The organism is Gluconacetobacter tumulisoli (genome assembly GCF_014174155.1).
In the GTDB taxonomy this organism is placed as follows: domain Bacteria; phylum Pseudomonadota; class Alphaproteobacteria; order Acetobacterales; family Acetobacteraceae; genus Gluconacetobacter; species Gluconacetobacter tumulisoli.
On sequence record NZ_JABEQM010000005.1, the window covers coordinates 194906 to 210840 of the forward strand.

9 protein-coding genes are annotated in these 15935 nt (G+C 67.9%); 5 read left to right on the forward strand and 4 right to left on the reverse strand.

The genetic code is table 11. The features are described 5' to 3' along the window. The first annotated feature begins 923 nt into the window (after positions 1-923). Positions 924-2156 (forward strand): glycosyltransferase family 87 protein, encoded by a 1233-nt coding sequence (locus tag HLH28_RS08240; RefSeq protein ID WP_182957326.1) that lies wholly within the window; start codon positions 924-926, stop codon positions 2154-2156. Between the two features lie 28 nt (positions 2157-2184). On the opposite strand, the gene HLH28_RS08245 is transcribed toward HLH28_RS08240, so the two are convergent. The 4 genes from HLH28_RS08245 to HLH28_RS08260 form a co-directional block, all read right to left on the reverse strand. Then, a complete protein-coding gene (locus tag HLH28_RS08245) occupies positions 2185-3495 on the reverse strand; it encodes an FAD-dependent oxidoreductase (protein WP_182957329.1) in 1311 nt (436 codons plus the stop codon). After that, positions 3492-4925, reverse strand: a complete 1434-nt coding sequence (locus tag HLH28_RS08250; RefSeq protein WP_182957618.1) for an aldehyde dehydrogenase family protein — start codon at positions 4923-4925, stop codon at positions 3492-3494. Before HLH28_RS08250 ends, HLH28_RS08245 begins: the two co-directional genes overlap by 4 nt. Positions 4926-5008: 83 nt before the next feature. After that, on the reverse strand, positions 5009-6046 hold the full coding sequence (locus tag HLH28_RS08255; RefSeq protein WP_246395817.1) for an alpha-E domain-containing protein: 1038 nt from the start codon (positions 6044-6046) through the stop codon (positions 5009-5011). Further along, positions 6043-7515: a circularly permuted type 2 ATP-grasp protein gene (locus HLH28_RS08260; RefSeq protein WP_182957332.1), complete on the reverse strand. Its 1473-nt coding sequence runs from the start codon at positions 7513-7515 to the stop codon at positions 6043-6045. Before HLH28_RS08260 ends, HLH28_RS08255 begins: the two co-directional genes overlap by 4 nt. A 286-nt stretch (positions 7516-7801) precedes the next feature. Between HLH28_RS08260 and HLH28_RS08265 the strand changes: the two genes are divergently transcribed. The 4 genes from HLH28_RS08265 to HLH28_RS08280 all read left to right on the forward strand — a co-directional run bounded on the left by HLH28_RS08265 (position 7802) and on the right by HLH28_RS08280 (position 15933). Then, entirely contained in the window at positions 7802-11245 is a 3444-nt protein-coding gene (locus HLH28_RS08265; protein ID WP_182957334.1) for a transglutaminase family protein, read from the forward strand. An 88-nt stretch (positions 11246-11333) separates the two neighbouring features. Then, a complete protein-coding gene (locus HLH28_RS08270; RefSeq protein WP_182957337.1) occupies positions 11334-12416 on the forward strand; it encodes a putative zinc-binding metallopeptidase in 1083 nt (360 codons plus the stop codon). 59 nt (positions 12417-12475) lie between these two features. Beyond that, on the forward strand, positions 12476-15037 hold the full coding sequence (locus HLH28_RS08275) for a circularly permuted type 2 ATP-grasp protein (RefSeq protein ID WP_182957340.1): 2562 nt from the start codon (positions 12476-12478) through the stop codon (positions 15035-15037). Continuing rightward, positions 15034-15933 carry a transglutaminase family protein gene (locus tag HLH28_RS08280; RefSeq protein ID WP_182957343.1) on the forward strand — a complete coding sequence of 300 codons (900 nt, stop codon included), beginning with the start codon at positions 15034-15036 and terminating at the stop codon, positions 15931-15933. The genes HLH28_RS08275 and HLH28_RS08280 overlap by 4 nt, the downstream gene beginning before the upstream one ends. The last annotated feature ends 2 nt before the right edge of the window (positions 15934-15935 follow it).

Consider the following 15935-nt stretch of genomic DNA (forward strand, 5'->3'; position numbering starts at 1 on the left):
GAAAGCATCCCTGACTGACACTTTCCTTCCTTCCCCTACGCGTGCACTGCACGTTGCCCGCTTCCGATACGCGGCGCGCACCCAAGAGCCGCCCCGACAGCCCGACCTCGAGAGCGTCGCCGCAAGCCGATTTACGCCCCCGACCGCTTGACCGGAGGGACGCAAACCCGCATCGTCCTGGCGCATCAAAACCTGCGTACCAACGGCCCGGCCACGGGACCACACCGTTGCGCCTCATGTACGTGCGGAGATACCCCATCGTAGCATTGCCCCCGCAATGAACCTTTATTTAATAGTAATTAATCCATAACGCAAAGGAACGAATAGCCTTTCAGGGGGATGGACAAATGCCGATAAACCCTATAAAGGCGAAAAAATTTTTTTAAATTATTTCCAGATCGATTCCCGCCTCGTTGAGATATGGCGGGTCTTCCCCGATATTATTTAAGCAGGGGCCGCTTTCCGGGAATCCCATAAGTAATGCCGATACCATCCCGGATCCTTCGGCATCTTGTCCCCCTTCCCGACCATTTCCCGCGCGGACGATTTTAAAGGGACGCAAGGTGCCCGATGGATTGTCGACGTTGCATATGACGCATGCGGGACAACGGAGTCCCCCGACCAGAAAAGACAGTGCGGCATTACGCCACGCCCGTTGCCGAAAATCCGGCGAGGCCGGTTTAAAATTCGTCCTGCTGGGCAAGAGCCCCCCAGTGGCACGCCCATCGTATTTTCCCACGCATCGGAGCGCAGCAGCCTTATCGGCCATGCGCGGAGAAGCACCGGAAAAGCGCGAACATCCGCACAGGGCATACCCGACCATGGATGTCGAATACGGACCGCGCTACAAGCGGCACCTCGCCTTCCGCATCTGGGGACAGAAACAAATATTGCGCAAAAGGATCCAAATAAAACCGCGACACATGTACGCTGGCGCAAAAGGCGAGTCCCCCGGAAGCCTGGTCGCCCGGCTCCGGGATGGCGCGTGGCCCACCCCCGATCGGGTGCATGCCTATTTCCGAATTTACGTTGCCGTCATGCTGGCCATCCTGATCGGATACGTGTTTTCCGTCGCCCTGGCCGCCCGTTCGGCCACCCCTCCTGCCGGAGCGGATTTCGTCACCTTCTGGAGCGCAGCGCGCCAGGCCTGGGATGGACATCCGGCCGATGCCTACGTCCCGATGCTGCACGAAGCCACGACACGGCTGGCGTTCCGCACCGCCGCGTCATTCCGGCTTCCGTTTTTCTACCCGCCGCCCCTGCTGCTGCTTTGCCTGCCGTTGGCGGCACTCCCTTATCTGGCCGCTCTGGGCGCCTGGACAATCACGGGTCTCGTCGGCTGGATGGGCTGCCTGCGTGCGCTGTTCCATGACCGCCTTCCCATCCTGCCGGTGGCGCTTTCGCCCCTCGCGCTCCTGAACGCCCTCAACGGGCAGACGGGGTTCCTGACCGCGACCTGTTTCGCCGCGGGAACGGCGCTCCTGCGGCGCCGGCCGATGCTGGCGGGCATGTGCTTCGGGGCGCTGGTGATGAAGCCGCATCTCGCCCTGGCCGTTCCCGTGGTTTTCTGTGCTGCGTGCCGATGGCGGGCCATCGTTGGCGCCGCGGCGTCGATGGCGACCTTGTGCATGCTGTCCTGGGTCGCATTCGGGAATGCCATTTGGCGCAGCTTCCTGGACCATGCGCCGGCGGCCCGCACGGTCCTCACCCGGGGGATGCTGGACCCCGCCAGGATGTCCAGCATCTTCGGGGCGGCGCGCGTCATGCACCTGCCGCAGGACATGTCTTTCGCCGTTCAGGCCGCTGCCGCCGTTATCGTTCTGGGCTTCGCCTGGAAGATCGCCCGGCGCCGTCCGGGCGCCGAGGCGGAAGGGATGCTCATCATCGCCGCCGCGCCGCTCTGCACCCCTTATGTCGTGGATTACGACCTCGTCTGTCTCATGATCCCGATCATATGGCTTGCCGGTCGCGGCAATTGCACCGGATGGCTCCCGTGGGAGCGGACGATCCTGTGCATCGCCTATACGACCCCGCTGCTGTTCCGGACGATCGCGATCGATCTGCATGTCCCGATTGCCCCGATGGTAACCGTGCTTCTCTTTTTCGCCATCGGCCGACGCATTCTTTCCGACGACCCTCCCCGACGGCCCGCCTGACACGCCCCGACACCGGGAAGTTTTCAGATCACCCGCGCAGGCGGGACAGGCGATCGGCCAGACGGCCCTGCATGACCTTCGCCGATACGCCCAGCGGCCAGGCGGCGTGGAACGGGATGGGGCGAAGGGGTCCCGGAGGCAGCAGGATATCCTCGGTCGTGGCGCCGAGCGCGCGGCGCGCGATCTCGCGGCCCAGCAGCGTCGCCATTGCGACGCCGCGCCCGTTATAACCCACGCAGGCCATGATGCCCGGCATCGGTTCGTGCCAGTGCGGGTAATGGTCCAGCGTCACCGCGATATGCCCGTTCCATCCATGCGTCCATTGCACGTCGCGCAGGAACGGCCACAGCATCCGCGCGTGGCGTTGCAGGAACGGAAAGGCCTCCGGCCCGGATCGGGATGCAAGTGTCGAACGGCCGCCGATCAGCAGCCGCCCGGCATCGTCGATCCGGTAATAGGTCGTGATCTCGCCGAGTTCGTACAGGACCTCGCGCGACGCCAGGATGCGCGCACGAATGTCCGGTGGCAGGGGGGCGGTGGCGACGATGGCGCTGGACAACGGCACCACGGTCCGGCGGAGGCGGTTCCACAGCCGGTCGGCATAGCCGTTGGTGGCGAAGATGACGCGGTCGGCCCGCACCGCGCCGGCGCGGGTGCCGATGCGCCATTGTCCCTGCGCGCGGCGCAGCGACAGGGCGCGCGTTCCACCGAAGATCAGGGCGCCCTGCCCGATGGCGGCCTCGGCCATGCCGCGCGCCAGGCCCAGCGGATTGACCTGCCCGCCGCGCCGGTCCAGCAGGGCGGCCCGATAATGGGTCGTGCCGGTGCGTCCCGCGATCGCGTGGCCGTCCAGCCATTCGACGTCGCCGCCCCGCGCACGGCATTCGTCCGCCAACTGCCGCAGGGCCGGAATCTGGTCGTCGGCGGTTGCCCCGCGCAATGTTCCGCCCCGGGCGGCGGCGCACGCGATGCCGTATCGCTCCACAAGGCCGAAGACCAGGTCGGGGGCGTTCCATGCCGCATGGGCCAGGCGCGCACCGCGTTCGGGGCCGAAATCGCGTTCGACCTCGGACGGCAGGGTCTTCAGGCCGGGATTGACCTGCCCGCCATTGCGGCCCGATGCGCCCCAGCCGGGGGCGTTGGCTTCCAGCACCGCAACGGCATGCCCGGCCTCGGCCAGGTGCAGCGCGGCCGACAGGGCGGTGAATCCGCCGCCGATCAGGGCGGTTCCGACGCGGATCTCCCGGCTCAGGGGCGGGGTCGCGACGGCGGGCCGGGCGGTATCGGCATACAGGCTGGCCGGCAGGGGCTGACCTTCGGCCGGGGCGGCGTGGCTCACGCTTCCGGTCCGTATCCCAGGATGGCCTTGATTTCCAGAAAGTCAGTCAGGCCGTACTCGCCGCACTCGCGTCCGTTGCCCGATTGCTTGTAGCCGCCGAACGGGGCGGCGACGGTCCAGGCGGCACCGTTGATGTTCACGTTGCCCGCCCGCAACCGCCGGGCCACCGCCCGGGCACGGGCCAGGTCGCCGGACTGCACGTAGGCCGCCAGGCCATAGGGGGTGTCGTTGGCGATGACGATAGCGTCTTCCTCGTCGTCATAGGCGATGATCGACAGGACGGGCCCGAAGATTTCCTCGCGCGCGATGGTCATGGCCGGCGTCACGTCGCCGAAGATGGTCGGACGCACGTAATAACCGACCGGCAGCCCCTCGGGCCGCCCGGGACCACCGGCGACCAGGGTCGCGCCCTCGTCGAGGCCAGCCTGGATAAGGGCCTGGATCTTGGCGAACTGCACGTCGCTGACCACCGGTCCCAGACGGGTCTCCGGGGCATCCGGGGGGCCGACGACGAACGCGGCGGCGGCCTCGGCGGCGATGGCCATTGCCTCGGTCATCCGGGCGCGGGGGACCAGCATGCGGGTGGGAGCGTCGCAGGACTGGCCCGAATTGCCGAAGCAGCCCGCCACCCCGCGCCGCACCGCGTCGGCGAAATCCGCGTCCGGCAGGATGATGTTCGGCGACTTGCCGCCCAGTTCCTGATGCACGCGCTTGACGGTGTCGGCGGCCAGGCGCGCGACGATGGTGCCGGCGCGGGTCGAACCGGTGAAGGATACCATCTCGATATCCTTATGGCGTGCGATGGCCTCGCCCACGCCTGGCCCATCGCCGTTCACCAGGTTGTAGACTCCGGGGGGCACCCCGGCCTCGTCCATGATTTCGGTGAAGACCAGGCCGCTCAACGGCGCGATCTCGCTGGGTTTCAGCACCATGGTGCATCCGGCCGCCAGCGCCGGGCCGACCTTGCAGGCGATCTGGTTCATCGGCCAGTTCCAGGGCGTGATCAGCCCGACCACGCCCACCGGCTCGCGGGTGATCAGCATGTCGTCCACCCGCTGGTCGAACGTAAAGTCGCGCAGGGCACGAACCATCTGTTCCAGGTGCGCCATGCCGGCCCAGGCCTGCGCATCGCGGGCGAAAGGCAGCGGCGCCCCCATTTCCTGCGAGATCGCGGCGGCCATGTCGTCCATGCGGCGACGATAGATTGTCAGGATCTGTTCCATCAGTTCGATCCGTTCCGCCCGGGTCGAAACCGACCAGGTCCCGAACGCCCGGCGCGCGGCGGCCACGGCCAGGTCGACATCCGCGGCGCTGCCCAGCGCAATGGTGGCGCAGGGGGCCTCGGTCGCCGGATTGATGACGTCGACCGTCCGGGGAACGATCGGATCGACCCATTTTCCGTCGATATACATCTGCAAGGCATGGGCCATCATGGGTCTCCGGTCAGGCGGGGCCTCCCGTCACAAGGTCGCGGGGCGACAGCAGGCTCCCGGGGTAGGTATGCGCCAGGCCGTCAGGCCTGGGACTGGCTCTGCGCGGGCGGAGGGGCGGGGGGCGGCTCCATGGGCGGCCAGAAGGCCTGGGCGATCTCGCCCTGGACATGCTGCAATTCGCGCTGCATCCAGTCGAGGAATTCATGCAGGCCGCGCAGGATGATGTCCTTGATCGTCTGCTCCGCCAGGGTGGCGCGCAGTTCCTCGATCCGTTCGGCCGCCGCATAGCCATGCTTCAGCCCGTAATCCGTACGCAGGTGCCCCACCGCCCAGTGCAGCTGCCGCAGGCAGGTGGAAAGCGACCGGGGGAAGCCGTCGTTCTTCAGCAGGAAACCCGCGACGGTCCCCGGCGTCATCTCGCCCGACACGACGCGGCGGAACGCGTGATAGGCGGCGGCCGAGCGAAGGACGGCGGTCCACTGGCCGATATCGACCTCCGACCCCACGCCCGCGACGCTGGGCAGCAGCGTGTGGTATTTGATGTCAATCAGCCGCGTGATCTGGTCGCCCCGTTCCAGGTTCCGCCCGATGATGTAGAACAGCCAGGCCTGATCGCGATAGAACGTGCCTTCGGTAATGCCGTGATGGGTCTGGCATTCCTGCTTCAGCCGGGTGCACAGCGCGGACAGGTTCGACGATCGGATGTCCGTGGTGCCCAGCCCCCGGACGGTATTGGTGAAGATGTTGAGCTGCGTCCACATCTCGGTCGAAATCAGGGGGCGCAGGGCACGCGCGTTTTCCCGCGCCGCATGGGCAATCGAGGCGATGGAATTGGGATTTTCGCGGTCCGTGACATAGAAACCGACCACGTTCTCCTCGGTTGCCACCGCGTGCCGTCCGAAGAACCGCTCTTCATCTGCATTGATCTGGATGATCGATTCCCAGCCGTTCACGGTGCTGCCCGACCGGACGAACGTCTCGGTCACGTCGATCAGGCGGGCGAGGTTCTCGATCCGCTCCATGTATCGCGCCAGCCAGATCGTGCATTCGGCATAGCGCGACAGCAGGTTGGGCATGGTCCCGCCCGCGGGCGGGGCATCGACGATGATCGGGTTCATGACGCCAGCACCCACGTATCCTTCGACCCCCCGCCCTGCGAGGAATTGACCACCAGCGACCCCTTGCGCAGGGCCACGCGCGACAGCCCGCCCGGCAGCACCCAGGTGGACCGGCCCGTCACCGCGAACGGCCGCAGATCCACATGCCGGCCCTCGACCCCTGCCTCGCACAGGGTGGGGCAGACCGACAGGCTGATGACCGGCTGGCTGATGTAATTGGCCGGATCCGCCAGCAGCTTGACGCGAAAATCGTCCAGTTCGGTCTGGGTCGCGTGCGGGCCGATGATCAGGCCATATCCGCCGGATTCGCCGACCGGCTTGACCACCAGCTTGTCCAGGTTGGCCAGGGTGTAGGCCAGGCCCTCGTCCTCGGCGCAGATATGGGTGTCGACATTCGACAGGATCGGTTCTTCCGACAGGTAATAGCGGATGATGCGCGGCATGTAGGCATAGACCGCCTTGTCGTCGGCGACGCCGGTGCCGATCGCGTTGGCGATGGTCACGTTGCCGCGACGGTAGGCGTCCACCAGCCCGGGCACGCCCAGCATGCTGTCGCGATTGAAAACCTGGGGATCGAGGAAATCGTCATTCAGGCGGCGATAGATCGAATGGACCGGGCGCAGGCCGGCGACCGTGCGCATGTAGACGCGGCCGCCCTCCACCACCAGGTCGCGTCCTTCGACCAGCGGCACGCCCATTTCCCGGGCCAGGAACACATGCTCGAAATAGGCCGAATTATAGATGCCGGGCGACAGCAGCACGACCTGCGGGTCGATGACCCCCGGGGGGGCGACCTCGGCCAGGGCCTGCTGCAGGCGCATGCCGTACTCGTCGACCGGCATGAGGTCGAGCCCCGCAGCCAGGTCCGGCATGACGCGCAGCATCATGTGCCGGTTCTCGATCACGTACGACACGCCCGACGGCGTGCGCGCATTGTCCTCCAGGACCAGGAACCGGCCATCGCCATCGCGCACGATGTCGGTGCCGTTGATGTGGACGTAGACGCCGCCGGGAACGTTCAGGCCCTCCATTTCCGACCGGTAGTTGGGGTTGCCCAGCACCAGTTCGGCCGGGATGATCCCGTCCTTCAGGATCCGCTTCTCGTGGTAGATGTCCCACAGGAAATGGTTGATCGCGGTGACCCGCTGCCGCACCCCGCGTTCCACATGGTCCCATTCGGCGGCGGTCAGGACATGCGGGATCAGGTCGAAGGGCAGGATGCGGTCGATCGCGTCGCGATCGGTATAGACGGTGAAGGTGATGCCCAGGTTGTAAAGCTCGGCTTCCGCCGCACTGGCCCGCTGGCGCAGTTCCGGCAGGTCGAAGCGCAACAGGCGCTCGCGCACCAGCGACAGGCTGTCGGGCGGGATATCCTTGCGGTTCATCAGTTCGCAGAAGAAATCCGGCGTGTCGTAGGTCACGAACAAGCCGGCCCGCCGGGCCGCATCCCGATCTGTCAGGTCACTCATGGTCCTATGTCCCCCGTCCGGAACGGGGGATCAGGCGCGAAGGAGTCATGTCCACCCACCTGCTGGTCCGTTAATTCCGTTACAGCCAAGCAAGAAATCGCCCGCTCGCCAAGGCCCAATCCGACGGCGGATCATGTTGCCGCCCACATGCCGTTCCGTGGCGCGGCCGCCGGCGTCGTCAGGCCTGAAATTTCACGATATCCGATTTTCTCGGGCACCCCCTGTTCGTCCGTATGTCAGGTGGGTTAGCGTTCTGCGGGCGGAACACTCACCTTAAGGTCGATGCATGACCCTGCACGTCGCGCTGACACATAGCACACGGTATCGTTACGATCGTCCGGTGACCCTCGGTCCACAGACGGTCCGGCTGCGGCCCGCGCCCCACGCCCGTACCCCGATCGTGTCCTACGCGCTGCGGATCGAGCCGAAGCCGCATTTCATCAACTGGATGCAGGACCCGTCGGGCAATTACCAGGCGCGAATCGTCTTTCCCGAGCCGGTGACGCATTTCGACGTCACGGTGGATCTGGTGGCCGACATGGCCACGATCAACCCGTTCGACTTCTTTCTGGAACCCGAGGCCGAGCAATGGCCGTTCGCCTACGATCCGGTCCTGGCCGGGGAGCTGGCGCCCTACCGCACGTGCGAGGCACCGGGCCCGCTGCTGCAGGGGCTGCTGGACGGGATCGACCGCACGCCACGCCATACGGTGGACATGCTGGTCGCGCTGAACCAGCAGATCCAGGCGCGCATCGCCTATGTCGTGCGGATGGAGCCCGGCGTCTGGACGCCCGAGGAAACGCTGGAAAGCGGCACCGGCTCGTGCCGCGACAGCGCCTGGCTGCTGGTGCAGATCCTGCGGCACCTGGGCTTCGCGGCGCGGTTCGTGTCGGGCTACCTGATCCAGCTGGTCGCGGACCAGAAGCCGCTGACCGGTCCCGAAGGCCCGACCGAGGATTTCACCGACCTGCATGCCTGGGCCGAGGTCTACCTGCCCGGCGCCGGCTGGGTCGGGCTGGACGCGACGTCGGGCCTGCTGACCGGCGAGGGCCATATTCCGCTGGCCGCGACGCCGGAACCCGCCTCGGCCGCCGCGATTTCCGGCCTGATCGGAAAATGCGAGACCGAATTCGAGTTCGCCATGTCCGTCATCCGGGTCCTGGAAACGCCCCGGACCACCCGGCCCTACAGCGACGCGCAATGGCGGGCGATCCTGGACGCCGGACGGACGGTGGACGCCAGTCTGGACGCCGGCAACGTGGACCTGACGATGGGGGGCGAGCCCACCTTCATCGCCGCCGACGACATGGATGCGGCGGAATGGAACACCGACGCGCTGGGCCCGACCAAGCGCGCCTATGCCGGGCGGCTGCTGCGGCGGCTGATGCCGCTGTGGACCAAGGGGGCGGCCATCCAGCACGTGCTGGGCAAGCACTACCCGGGCGAGCAGCTGCCGCGCTGGGCGCTGCTGTGCCACTGGCGCCGGGATGGCGAACCGATCTGGACCGATCCGTCGCTTCTCGCGTCCGACGACGATTCGGATACCGCGACCGAGGCCGACGCCGCCGTGTTCTGCCGTGCGCTGGCCACCCGGTTGCAGGTCGATCCCGGGCTGGTCAATCCAGCCTATGAAGACATCCATTATTACCTGTGGCGCGAGCATCGCCTGCCCGCGAACGCGATCGTCGAGGACGCGAAGCTGCGCGACCCGCTGGAGCGCGAGCGCCTGGCCCGGGTCTATGGCCACGGCCTGAATGTGCCCGTCGGCAGCGTGCTGCCGCTGCGCGTGGTGGAACGCGATGGCGTGCGGCGATGGCAATCCGGCCGCTGGTTCTTCCGCGGCGATTTGATGTTCCTGGTGCCGGGCGACGCGCCGGTCGGCTTCCGCCTGCCCCTGCAAAGCCTGCTCTGGGCCGACGAGGCCAGCATCGACCATGATATGGAGCGCGACCCCTTCGCGCCCCGCCTGCCGCTGCCGCCCCATCCGGGGCTGGCCCGCCGCACGGGCGCCACGGGGACGGTCGCACCCGAATGGACCAGCCAGGGCGTGCCGTCCGGCGCGGTGCCGGGCGACGCGGCTGCGGGTGGCGCATCGGGCGGCGAGGTGCCGGCCCTGTCCGACCTGCCGGCATTGCCGCCCTATCCCGGCGGGGGCACCGGGCGAATGTCGCTGGACCAGGCGATGCGCGACCATCTGGTCGCCGTCGGCCAGGAGGATCCGGAATTGGTCCGCACCGCCCTGGCGGTGGAGGCGCGGGACGGCATCCTGCATGTGTTCTTCCCGCCGCTGTACGCCGTCGAGGACTGGCTGGACCTGTGCGCCGCGGTCGAGGATACGGCCCGGGCGGCCGGCCGCAAGGTGGTGCTGGAAGGATACCAGCCGCCGCGCGACCCCCGCCTGCTGAATTTCTCGATCACGCCGGACCCGGGGGTGATCGAGGTCAACGTCCATCCGGCCGCCAGCTGGGACGAGCACGTCACCCGCAGCGAGCAGTTGTACGACCAGGCGCGGCACGTCGGCCTGATCGCCGAAAAATTCATGCTGGATGGCCGACATGTCGGCACCGGCGGCGGCAACCACGTGGTGATGGGCGCCGCCCGCCCCACCGATAGCCCGTTCCTGCGCCGGCCGGACCTGCTGAAGTCGCTGGTGGGATTCTGGCATAACCATCCGTCGCTGTCCTACCTGTTCAGCGGGCTGTTCATCGGCCCCTCCTCGCAGCATCCCCGCGTCGACGAGGCCCGCGACGACAGCGTCGCGGAACTGGAAATCGCCTTTTCCCAGGTCCATCCGGACCAGCCCACGCCGCCCTGGCTGACCGACCGCCTGTTCCGCAACATCCTGGCGGACATGACGGGCAATACGCACCGCACGGAATTCTGCATCGACAAGCTCTATGCGCCCGAAAGCAGCACGGGACGGCTGGGCCTGGTGGAATATCGCGCGTTCGAGATGCCGCCCCATCACCAGATGGCGGCGGCGCAGATGCTGCTGATGCGGGCCGCGGTGGCGGCGTTCTGGAAGCAGCCCTATGAACGGCGGCTGGTACGCTGGGGTACGCGCCTGCATGACGATTTCATGCTGCACCATTACGTCCGGCAGGATTTCGACGATGCATTGGCCGAACTGCGTGCGCTGGGCGCGCCGCTGGATCCCGACTGGTTCGCGCCGCACATGGATTTCCGTTTTCCCGAAATCGGATCGGTGTCCGTGCTGGGCATGACACTGGACCTGCGCCATGCGCTGGAACCGTGGAATACCCTGGCCGAGGAGCCGGGATCGGGCGGCACCGTCCGTTATGTCGACAGTTCGGCCGAACGGGTGCAGGCGCGGGTGACCGGCTGGGTGGACGAACGCTATGTCCTCGCCTGCAACGGCGTCGGCATCCCGCTGACGCGGACCGACCGCCAGGGCGAATATGTCGGCGGCGTCCGCTTCAAGGCCTGGAACCCGCCCAGCGCCCTGCATCCCACGGTGGGTGTGCAGTCGCCGCTGATCTTCGACATCTACGACAGCTGGACGGGGCGCAGCGTGGGCGGCCTGACCCATCATGTCGCCCATCCGGGCGGCCGCAATTACGAGACGCGGCCCGTCAACGCCAACGAGGCCGAGGCCCGGCGGCGCACGCGCTTCTTCCCGTTCGGCCATACCGTGGGCACGATGACGCCCCCGGTCCTGCGCCGATCGCTGGAGCAGCCGCGCACGCTGGATCTGCGCCGCTTTTCCTGACGCATCCCCCTTTCCCCGCCTGGGGGGAACGGCCGCCGCCGCCCCGGCGTTATTCCCTTTTCGGGGACAACTGCCGTGGGGGCACGTCGTGAAACTGTTTGCCTGTCAGTCCTGCAACCAGATCCTGTTCTTCGAGAACACGATGTGCGAGCGCTGCCATCATGTGCTCGGCTACCTGCCCGATTGCAACGACCTGACCGCGCTGGAACCCGTCGAGGACAGCGAGGGGACATGGCGCCCGCTGTCGGAAGCGGCCGGCACCGATACGGTGCGCTTCTGCGCCAACGCCGAGCATGGGGTGTGCAACTGGCTGGTGCCGGACGGGGGCGACGCCTTCTGCGTGGCCTGCCGCCATAACCGGGTGATCCCCGATTTGTCGATCGACGGCAACGCCGAACGCTGGCGGCAGCTGGAATCGGCCAAGCACCGGCTGTTCTATACCCTGCTGCGCCTGGACCTGCCCATGCGGACCCGCCAGGAAGACCCGCAGGGCGGCCTGGCCTTCGATTTCCTGGAAGACCCGACGGGCGGCGGCCGGGTGATGACCGGCCATCAGGACGGCGTCATCACCATTGCGGTGCGCGAGGCCGACGACGCCACGCGCGAGACCATGCGCGTCGAGATGGGCGAGCATTATCGCACCCTGCTGGGCCATTTCCGGCACGAGGTCGGCCATTATTACTGGAACGTCCTGGTCCGTGACGGCGGCCGGCTGGAGGAGTGCCGCGCGGTGTTCGGTGACGACAGCCAGGACTACCAGGCCGCGTTGCAGCGCCATTACGACTCGGGCCCGCCTCCGGGCTGGCAGGACGAATATGTCAGCGAGTACGCCACCACCCACCCGTGGGAGGATTTCGCCGAAACCTGGGCACATTACCTGCATATCGTCTCGACGCTGGAAACCGCGCAGGCGTACGGATTGTCGGTCGGGGTGCGGATTTCCAGCGACCCGTCCTTCCAGACGGCGGTCGATTTCAACCCCTATACGGTGGATTCGTTCGATCAGGTGGCGCGGGCATGGCTGCCGTTGACCTATGCGGTGAACAGCCTCAACCGGTCGATGGGCCAGCCGGATTTCTACCCGTTCGTCCTGCCGCTGGCGGTGCTGCGGAAGCTCGCCTTCATCCATGCTCTGGTGCATCGCGCGGCGGTGTCTCCGGCAACGACCTAGGGGCACGGCGACGCAAGGTCGTTTACTGTTGACCGCCGTTCGCCCATACATCGGGCATCATGAACCTGGAGCGCATCCCCCTCGACGAAATGGTGGACGGACGCGGCGGCGTCCGACCCCATTGGCGCGGCCTGCTGGGCACGATCAGCGATCTCGGTCACCGGGAACTGCTGGAACGGGCGCGGCAGATGGCACGCTCATTGCACGACCAGACCGGCGTCGCGGGCGCGGCGGCCTCGCTTGCCGGGGGATGCGATCCGGTCCCGCTGCTGCTGACGGCACAGGAATTCGCCCGCCTGGGGGAAGGAATCGTGCAGCGCGCGCGCATCCTGGAGGAGACGCTGCGCGACCTGTACGGCCCGCGGACCCTGCTCGCCGATGGCGTTCTGCCGCCGGCGCTGGTTTATCCGGCACGGGGCTTCCTGCGCATGGGCGACGATCCCGCATCGAAGCCGGAGGCCCCGGCCCGTCGTTTCCTCTCCTTCTATTCGGCGGACCTGATCCGTGGACCGGATGGCGCGTGGCGGGTGGTGGCCGACCGGGTGGCGCGGGCCAACGGGATCGGACGGGCACTGGAAAACCGCCGGCAGATGGCGCGCGTCCTGCCGGAACTGTTTTCGGGCCGCGAGGTCCGGCGCCTGACGCCATTTTTCGAATCTTGGCAGGACAGCCTGCAACGCCTGGCGGACCTGCCCGACCGCAATCCGGGGCTGGCGCTGCTGACGCCGGGACCGCGCGGGCCGCACTGGGCGGAACATGTGATCCTGGCGCGGGAACTGGGCTGCGTCCTGGCCGAGGCCGGGGACCTGACGGTGCGCGACGGTGCCTTGTGGCTCAAGACCGTGCGGGGCCTGCGCCGGGTGGATGTGTTGCTGCTGCGGCAGGACGGGTGGACGGTCGATCCGCTGGAACTGGACGGCGGGCCGGTGCCGGGCATCGCGGGGTTGCTGGATGCCGCCCGCGGCGGGGCCGTGCATCTGGTGAACGACCCGGCCGCCGGCGTGGTGGAGGCCCCGGGAGTCGCCGCCTTCATGCCCGATCTGGCCGCCCGGTTCCTGGATCAGGACCTGCTGCTGCCCGACATCCGGACCATCTGGCTGGGCGGGCATCGATCGGATGCCGGCCGGCTGGACGATCTTCTGGCCGGCGACCGGTCTCGCTGGTGGCTGCGTCCTGTCGCGGATGCCGCGGCGCCGGCCCGGCGTCTGGACCGGCAGACCGACGAGGCCATCGCGGCCTTGCGCCGCGCACCCGACCGGTTCGTGGCGGTCGAGGCCCTGTCGCCCTCGGTGATGCCGTCGATCCAGCCCGGCGGGATCGAGCCCGGCGCGGTCGTGCTGCGCCTGTTCGCCCTGTTCGACGGCGCGGACTGGCAGGTGCTGCCCGGCGGCCTGGCGCGCCTGCTGCCCGACGCCGACGCGCCGCCGGGCCGGCCCTGGAGCGGACAGGTCGTCACCAAGGACGTCTGGGTCACGGCCGAGGACAGCACCGAAATCATCGGGGCGGCGGTGCTGCCGACGATGACGCTGGCCATCCGCCGCGGGCAGGGAGATTTGCCCAGCCGGGCCGCCGACGATTTCTTCTGGTTGGGCCGATACCTGGAACAGCTGGAAGACGCCGGCCGCGTGCTGCGCATCGTGACGCGGCGCATCGGCCGGGTCGACGGTTCGCCACGCGAACGGGTGGAACTGGAAACCATGCTGCGGCTGGCGGGCCATGTCGGCCTGCTGCAGGACGAACCGGCAAGCGGTGCCGGGTTTTCGACCCTGGTGCGGACGCTGTCGGGCGTCACGTTCGACTCCGGCCTGCCGCAGCGCCTGCTGTCCGAGATCGCGCGGGTCGCGGCGGGATTGCAGGATCGCCTGACGGCAGAGACCTACGACACCGTGGTCCAGGGAACCGGCTCCCTGCGCAGCCAGTTGCAGGATGCCCGCGTGCCGGGCGATCCGGGCCGCACCCTTGAACGGATCGAGCGCGTCACGGACGGGCTGCTGCGCTATGGCGCCACGATTTCAGGCCTGACGGCCGAGAACATGGTACGCAATGGGGGACGGCAGTTCCTCGATCTCGGCCGGCGGATCGAACGCGCGGGGGCGATCCTGACCTCCGTCGCGCTGGTGTTGCAGCAGAAGGACGTCGCCCAGCGCGGCCGGATGGAGGGCGCGCTGCGCCTGATGCTGGAACTGAGCGACTGCGTCATCACCTATCGCTCGCGCTATTTCGCGGTGCTGCAGCCCGCGCCGGTCCTGGACCTGCTGCTGCTGGACGAGGGCAATCCGCGCGGCGTCGCCAGCCAGCTGGCGATGATCGGCGACGCGCTGGCCGATCTGGGCCAGGCCGATCCAGACCGGCCGCTCGCCGAGCAGGCGGCGGGGGCGGACCTGGTCCTGGCCGTCCGCGCGATCATGGACCGACTGCGCGGAGTGGTCGGTGACGTGCTGGCGGCCCCGCGGCAGGACAGCATGGCCGCGACCCTGCCGGACCGGATCCTGGACATCCGCGACGATATCCGCGACCTGGCCCGGCAGATCGCGCGCCGGTATTTCGTCGTGCTGATGCCTCCGCGCGCGGTCGGCGGCGGCCATTACGTCGACAGGGGCGGAACGGGGGACGAATCATGATCTATCGCGTGCGCCACGCGACCCGGTACGCCTATGGCCGCCCGGTCGACCTGGCCGCCCATATCGTCCATGTGACGCCGCGCGCCCTGCCCGGACAGAAAATCCATTGGACGCGGCTGGAGGTCACGCCCGCCCCGGTGCGACGCGTCGACGGCGTCGATTATTTCGGCAATCCCGTCGCCTGGCTGTATCACGAGGCCCCGCACCGGACGTTCGACGTCCTGACGGAATCGGAGGTCGACGTCGATTTCGCCCCGCCCCCGCCCGAGGCATCGACCCCGGCGTGGGAGGATATCGTAACCCTGGCCCGAACGGGTGGCGCCCCGGCCTGGGATGCCGCGGAATTCCTGTTCGACAGCCCGATGTGCGCGGCCAGCTCGGCGGCGGGGGAGTACGCCGCCCTGTCCTTCACTCCGGGCCGCTCGATCCTGGCGGCGCTGCTGGATCTGAACCGGCGGATCTTCACCGAATTCCGCTTTCGCGCCGGCGTGACGACACTGTCCACCCCGGTCGACCAGGTCCTGAGCCGACGCGAGGGCGTATGCCAGGATTTCACGCATCTGATGATCAGCGCGCTGCGCCAGGTCGGCGTACCGGCGCGCTACATGTCCGGCTATATCCGCACGCGGCCCCCTCCGGGACAGAAGCGCCGCCTGGGATCCGACCAGTCGCATGCCTGGGTGGCGGCTTGGCTGGGGCCGGAGCACGGCTGGGTCGGGCTGGACCCGACGAACGGGATCGTGGTGGGGACCGAGCACGTGGTGCTGGGCTGGGGCCGCGACTACGGCGACATCAGCCCGGTGCGGGGCCTGATCCTGGGGGGCGGGGACGACGTGCTGACGGTGGGAGTCGACCTGGTTCCCGCCGACGAATGGCCCGCGCTCGTCCCGGCCTGACG